The organism is Atribacteraceae bacterium, from assembly GCA_035477455.1.
Classification (GTDB): Bacteria; Atribacterota; Atribacteria; order Atribacterales; family Atribacteraceae; genus DATIKP01.
This window is the reverse complement of record DATIKP010000157.1, coordinates 1-4,955: the sequence shown is the minus strand read 5'-3', so window position 1 is coordinate 4,955 and position 4,955 is coordinate 1. Positions and strand designations below refer to the sequence as shown.

General features: G+C 55.0%; 5 protein-coding genes. 2 read left to right on the top strand and 3 right to left on the bottom strand.

The genetic code is table 11. The features are described from left to right. Nucleotides 1-309 precede the first annotated feature (309 nt). Both VLH40_09125 and VLH40_09120 read left to right on the top strand, forming a co-directional pair. Nucleotides 310-1,356 carry a carboxypeptidase-like regulatory domain-containing protein gene (locus VLH40_09125; GenBank protein ID HSV32164.1) on the top strand — a complete coding sequence of 349 codons (1,047 nt, stop codon included), beginning with the start codon at nucleotides 310-312 and terminating at the stop codon, nucleotides 1,354-1,356. Between the two features lie 159 nt (nucleotides 1,357-1,515). Beyond that, nucleotides 1,516-2,550 (top strand): Rpn family recombination-promoting nuclease/putative transposase, encoded by a 1,035-nt coding sequence (locus tag VLH40_09120; protein ID HSV32163.1) that lies wholly within the window; start codon nucleotides 1,516-1,518, stop codon nucleotides 2,548-2,550. Nucleotides 2,551-2,712: 162 nt separating this feature from the next. On the opposite strand, the gene VLH40_09115 is transcribed toward VLH40_09120, so the two are convergent. From VLH40_09115 to VLH40_09105, 3 genes are all read right to left on the bottom strand, one after another. Continuing rightward, the gene (locus VLH40_09115) at nucleotides 2,713-3,069 is read right to left on the bottom strand and encodes a DUF1844 domain-containing protein (protein HSV32162.1); all 357 of its coding nucleotides are present in this window, start codon (nucleotides 3,067-3,069) and stop codon (nucleotides 2,713-2,715) included. 294 nt (nucleotides 3,070-3,363) lie between these two features. Then, entirely contained in the window at nucleotides 3,364-4,287 is a 924-nt protein-coding gene (miaA, locus tag VLH40_09110) for a tRNA (adenosine(37)-N6)-dimethylallyltransferase MiaA (protein HSV32161.1), read from the bottom strand. Further along, a partial coding sequence (locus VLH40_09105) for a radical SAM protein (protein HSV32160.1) occupies nucleotides 4,277-4,955 on the bottom strand: 679 nt, incomplete at its 5' end. The genes miaA and VLH40_09105, both read right to left, overlap by 11 nt.

Sequence of the window (4,955 nt, the reverse complement as noted above, 5' to 3'; positions counted from 1 at the left end):
CCAACTCCGCCACAATCCCCTTCAATTCGGAGAAGTCACTCACCTTGACTAAATTTTCATAACTGGCACTGATCACTTCAGCCAGGACGGCAGCTTGCTGATGAGCGGAAGCTTCTGCCGCCAGTCTGGTGATGATGTTTTCTGCCGACATGGGTGCGCTGCGGTAAAGAGGCTGGTGATCAGGGATCGGAACACCACAGCCAGACCACGGTGTAGTCGGTGGCCAGAGGACATAATTAAAGCTATCCCCTCTTCTGCCGATATATTATTACAGGCCTGATAATCCGGAGTGCCCAAAGGAGGAAGAGCGTGAAACCTACCCGGTATTTCTTCAGAAGCGTATTGGTTCTGGTCCTGGCCGCGTTCCTGACCGGATGTGCGGGAGTAAATATCCCATCGTGGGAAGACCAGCGTTCAGTTCCGCCATCGGTTAGCGGTGGAACACTTTCGGGGTTCATTAATAACCGGGCAAACGGTCGGCCGATGGCTGGCAGCACCGTGTCTTTGAACGGCGGGCAGCACACTGTCCTGACTGGCCCGAATGGAAGTTATCGTTTCACCAGCCTGCCAACGGGAATCCACCAGTTATCGGTTAGTGCGACAGGGTTTTTCAGCTTTCAAACCAGCATCAGAATACGTCAAAACCGTGAAACAAGGTTGAACATTCGCCTACGTCCGGACGGTACCACCACTTTAAACCCCACTCCTTCTCCAATCCCTACCCTGACTCCGATTCCCAGCCCGATCCCCTCTCCCTCTCTGACCCCCACCCCTTCTATCGGCGGTATCACCCAAGCGAATCTGGATCTCGTCCGCCGGTTCGGCTGGGGCGGGAACAACGTCGCCCGTTGGCCCAACGGGACAGTCGGGGTTCATGACTCAACCAACGCCTCTTGGATGCCGAACATTCTCAACCGCTGGAACGAGGTCATCGCTGGTCCGACCACCTTCATCATCAGCAATGATGCGACCAGTCCAGTCACCATCATTTACGACGAAGGAGTCCGGAACTTCGGCCACGGAGTCTGGGGCGTGTGTACCGTCTGGGTGCGGAATTGGGCGATCTACCGGGCCCGGGTGTCTATCCTTCCCCCGGGGAACTGGTACGGCTGGCACATGACTCCCACCGAATCGCTCTATATGCACGAGTTAGGACATGTCGTAGGCTTCGGCGGTCACACCAGTGACGGTGGAGTTATGGATGCCATAGCCAACGGGAGCACCACTATCACCTCAACCGTCCACCGGATGCTCAATACTCTGTACCAGCTCCCCATCGGGCATCCACTCGCCCGGCATTCCAACGTGCCCAGGGACGGGGTTTTTACGATACCGCTGAAAAATCCCTTCCAGTAGAGTAAGGTTTCGAAAAAGTTGTCATAAGGTTGGGGGGGATTCCTAACTCTCCCCAACCTACCCAGTTCATATTCGGGGTCTGACGTTGTAACATCGTTCCCCTGCTACCCTGACCATGCTATAATACCCCTGCCAGCAAACTACCGGGAGGACAACACCATGGACAACAACAATCCAAAGCTGGTCCACCAACCACACGACACTGGATACAAGTTCCTCCTGTCCAGTAAAAAGGCCTTCGTCCAGCTTATCCGCTGTTTTATCCAGGCCGCCTGGACTGACCAGATACACGAACAAAACCTGGTGCGAATCGACAAGTCGTTGATCCTGCCCGATTTTCAGAACAAGGAAGCCGACCTGGTCTACCGGGCTCAACTGAAAGACACCGATTTCATTTTTTACGTGCTTTTGGAACTGCAGTCCCGGGTGGACTTTCTGATGCCCTACCGTTTGCTCCTTTACATGACTGAACTCTGGAGAAGCATCGTTCAGGATGTTAACGGGAAAAGAGCCACACGCAAGGACTACCGTCTGCCGGTCATCGTCCCGGTGGTCCTATACAACGCTCCCCATCCCTGGACCGCCCCCCGGCATTTCCGGGAAACCCTGTACGGAGAAAAGCTGTTCGACACCCATCTGCTGGACTTTCGCTACCACCTGGTGAATGTCTTCAGCTACCAGGAAGAAGAGCTTTTACAGATGTCCAACCTGATGGGTGCGGTGTTTCTGCTCGATCAGGCCTCGGATCGGCAAACTATTTTCGACCGATTGGTCAAACTGATCGATACCCTGAGCCAGATGAAGGAGGATGAATTCAAGCTATTCACGGCCTGGGCCAGCACTATCTTAACCCAGGGAGTATCCCCCGCCCAGCGGGATGAAATTGTCCAGATCCTGGAACACGCTCAACCCAAGGAGGTCAAAACCATGATTTCTCACGCAGGGAAAGCTTTGGAAAAAGAATTGAAAAGTGAATTGAAAAAGGCAAGACAACAAGGGATGGAAGAAGGGATGGAAGAAGGGATGGAGAAAGGGATGGAAGAAGGGATGGAGAAAGGGATGGAGAAAGGGATGGAAGAAGCCAATCTGGCCATGGCCAGACGGATGCTCTGTTCCGGTGAGTCCATCGACAAAATAACCCAGTATACCGGCCTGTCCCCCGAGAAAGTCGCAGGTCTCAAAATCCAGCAGTAAGGAAGGTCCTGGTGACTACGCTTGGAACTGTGCCCAGGGCGCGGTCCCCGGCGAGATAAGACCGGATGTCTTAATCAGCTCGCGTCTGCCAAACCCTCGCCAATTCGGCGAGAGGTTGATCTGTTTTTCTGCCCTCACTCAAAATACAGACTGACAGGCGGACTAAGTTTCTCGCCCTTTCTTCTTTTCCACGAAGTTCAACTGCAGGTTGGACAATTGAGCTTGCAGGTCCCGGACTTCTTCCCGGCTCGAACCGTCCTTGAAAAAGTTGAAGACCAGGGAAAACAGATCGATGGCCTTGCGGGCTTCCGTAAGATCGACCAGAATTTTTCCGTTCTCCGGATGGACCATCAGACCCAGATACTGCCAACCTTTGACCGAAAGCAGGTTCAATAAGTAAAGTCCGATGTCTTTCACTGTTCCCGGCTCGACCGTCTCCCGCTCTTTCTGGGTCTTTTCACTTTCCCGTTCTTCTTGATTCGTCTCTTCCTGTTCGGTGAATTCTTCTTCCCAGCTCATGGCCATACCTCCTTTTCTTTCATATGGAACAGCGATGGGTGCACATCTCCTCTCCCGCCGGAAGAGGGCTGGGTGAGGGCCGGTAGTATGCTTTGGAGGCCCCTCCGGTGTTTCCCAAGATTTCATGATCCAGAAGCGGATGATATGCAAACCCTGTTCCTTCAAGCAATGTTCCTGCGCTTTTTTCTCGTTCTGGATCTTCCATATGCTGCCCACCGTCTATCTCAATCACGAGGGAACGACTATGACAGAGAAAATCGCCGACATAAACCCACCGGGATCCGGCGGCGGAACTTATATCTGTTCAAACCTCCCCAACCTCTTCCCTATCTCTTCAGCGATTTCCTGGAGCGTCCGGCCTTCCCTCTCTATCCAGTGAATGGGAATCCGGCGAAACCAGGTGTTTTGTCGCTTCAAAAAGGCGAAAGTTCCCCGGATGACCGCCTCCCGGGCTTCATTGACCGATATCGACCCCAGGACGGCTCGAACCACGGGTGCGTAGGTGAAATTCTGAAAGGCGGGGATGTCACTCCGGTAGCCCCGGTGCAAGAGGTCTGCCGTTTCCGCGAGAATGCCTTCGGAAAACATCCGGTCAACCCGCTGGACGATCCGGGTGCGAATGGTTTCCCGGTCGAACCGGACTCCGACCAGGACCACCGGTTCCGGAGCGCCATAGCGAAGGGTGCTACGGGCAAAGGCGGAGGGAAAGGTTCCGGTCCGGTACCAGATCTCCAGGGCCCGGATGAGTCGCATCCGGTTGTGCCGGCCGATGCGCTCTGCCCGGCGGGAGTCAAAAAACTTCAGCAGAGCGTATAATTTTTCATCGGTGAACCGTTCGAGGGTCAGCCGGAGGCGTTCGTCGGGAGCACTTCCCGGTGGAAGGGGCTGGCAGAAGGACTGAAGGTAAAAACCGGTTCCCCCCACCACAAGTGGCACCCCTCCCCTTTCCCGGATTTCCTGGATCACCCGGCGAGCCGCTTTGCTGAACGCAAAAGCGCTCCAGCGTTGAGCGGGGTCCAAAAAATCCACCAGATGGTGGGGAACTTTTGCCCGATCTGTCACGGTGGGTTTGGCCGTTCCCGTATCCAGATGCCGGTACACGGCCATGGAATCGGCATAAACCAGCTCCAGGCCGGGGATTAGCCCAGCGAGGAATAGCGAGAGTTCGGTTTTCCCGCAGGCGGTGGGCCCGACCAAGCAAACGACTTTATGGCTCATCGGCGAGGACGGTTCCCATTAGACGACCTGAGCGGACTTCTTGAAAAAGGACCCGGGAGACTTGACCCAGTTGGAGGGTCCCGTTTTCGGAAAGGCAGACCTGGAGATTGCCCGGTGTTTTTCCAGCCGGTTTCCCTCCGTTATGCTCGACAAGCACCGACGAGACTTTTCCCACCAGGCGTCCGATCTTGTCCAGGTACAGGGAATATACCAGTTCGTTCAGGACCAGGAGCCTCTCCTTTTTCACTTCCGGCGGGACATCGTCGATTATCCGGCCCGCGGCGGTATGGGGACGGGGCGAGTAAGTGTAAGTATAGGCGATTTCGAACTCCGCCTCTCTGGCAACGGCGAGGGTATCTTGGAAATCCCGGTCCGTTTCTCCGGGAAATCCGACGATGATGTCCGTGCCGATTCCGGCTTCTGGAATAGCTTGCCGGATATAGTGAACCATGTCCAGATAGCTTTCCCGAACATAACCCCGGTTCATCGCTCGCAGAATCCGGTCGGATCCGGACTGCAGGGGAAAATGAAAATAGGGACAGATCACTGCGCTTGCGCGGACCAAGTCGACGATGTCCCGGCGCAGGTCTCGGGGATGAGAGGTCAAAAAACGGATCCAGACACCTGACCCACGCAATTGCTCATCCACCGCGGTAAGGAGCGCCGCG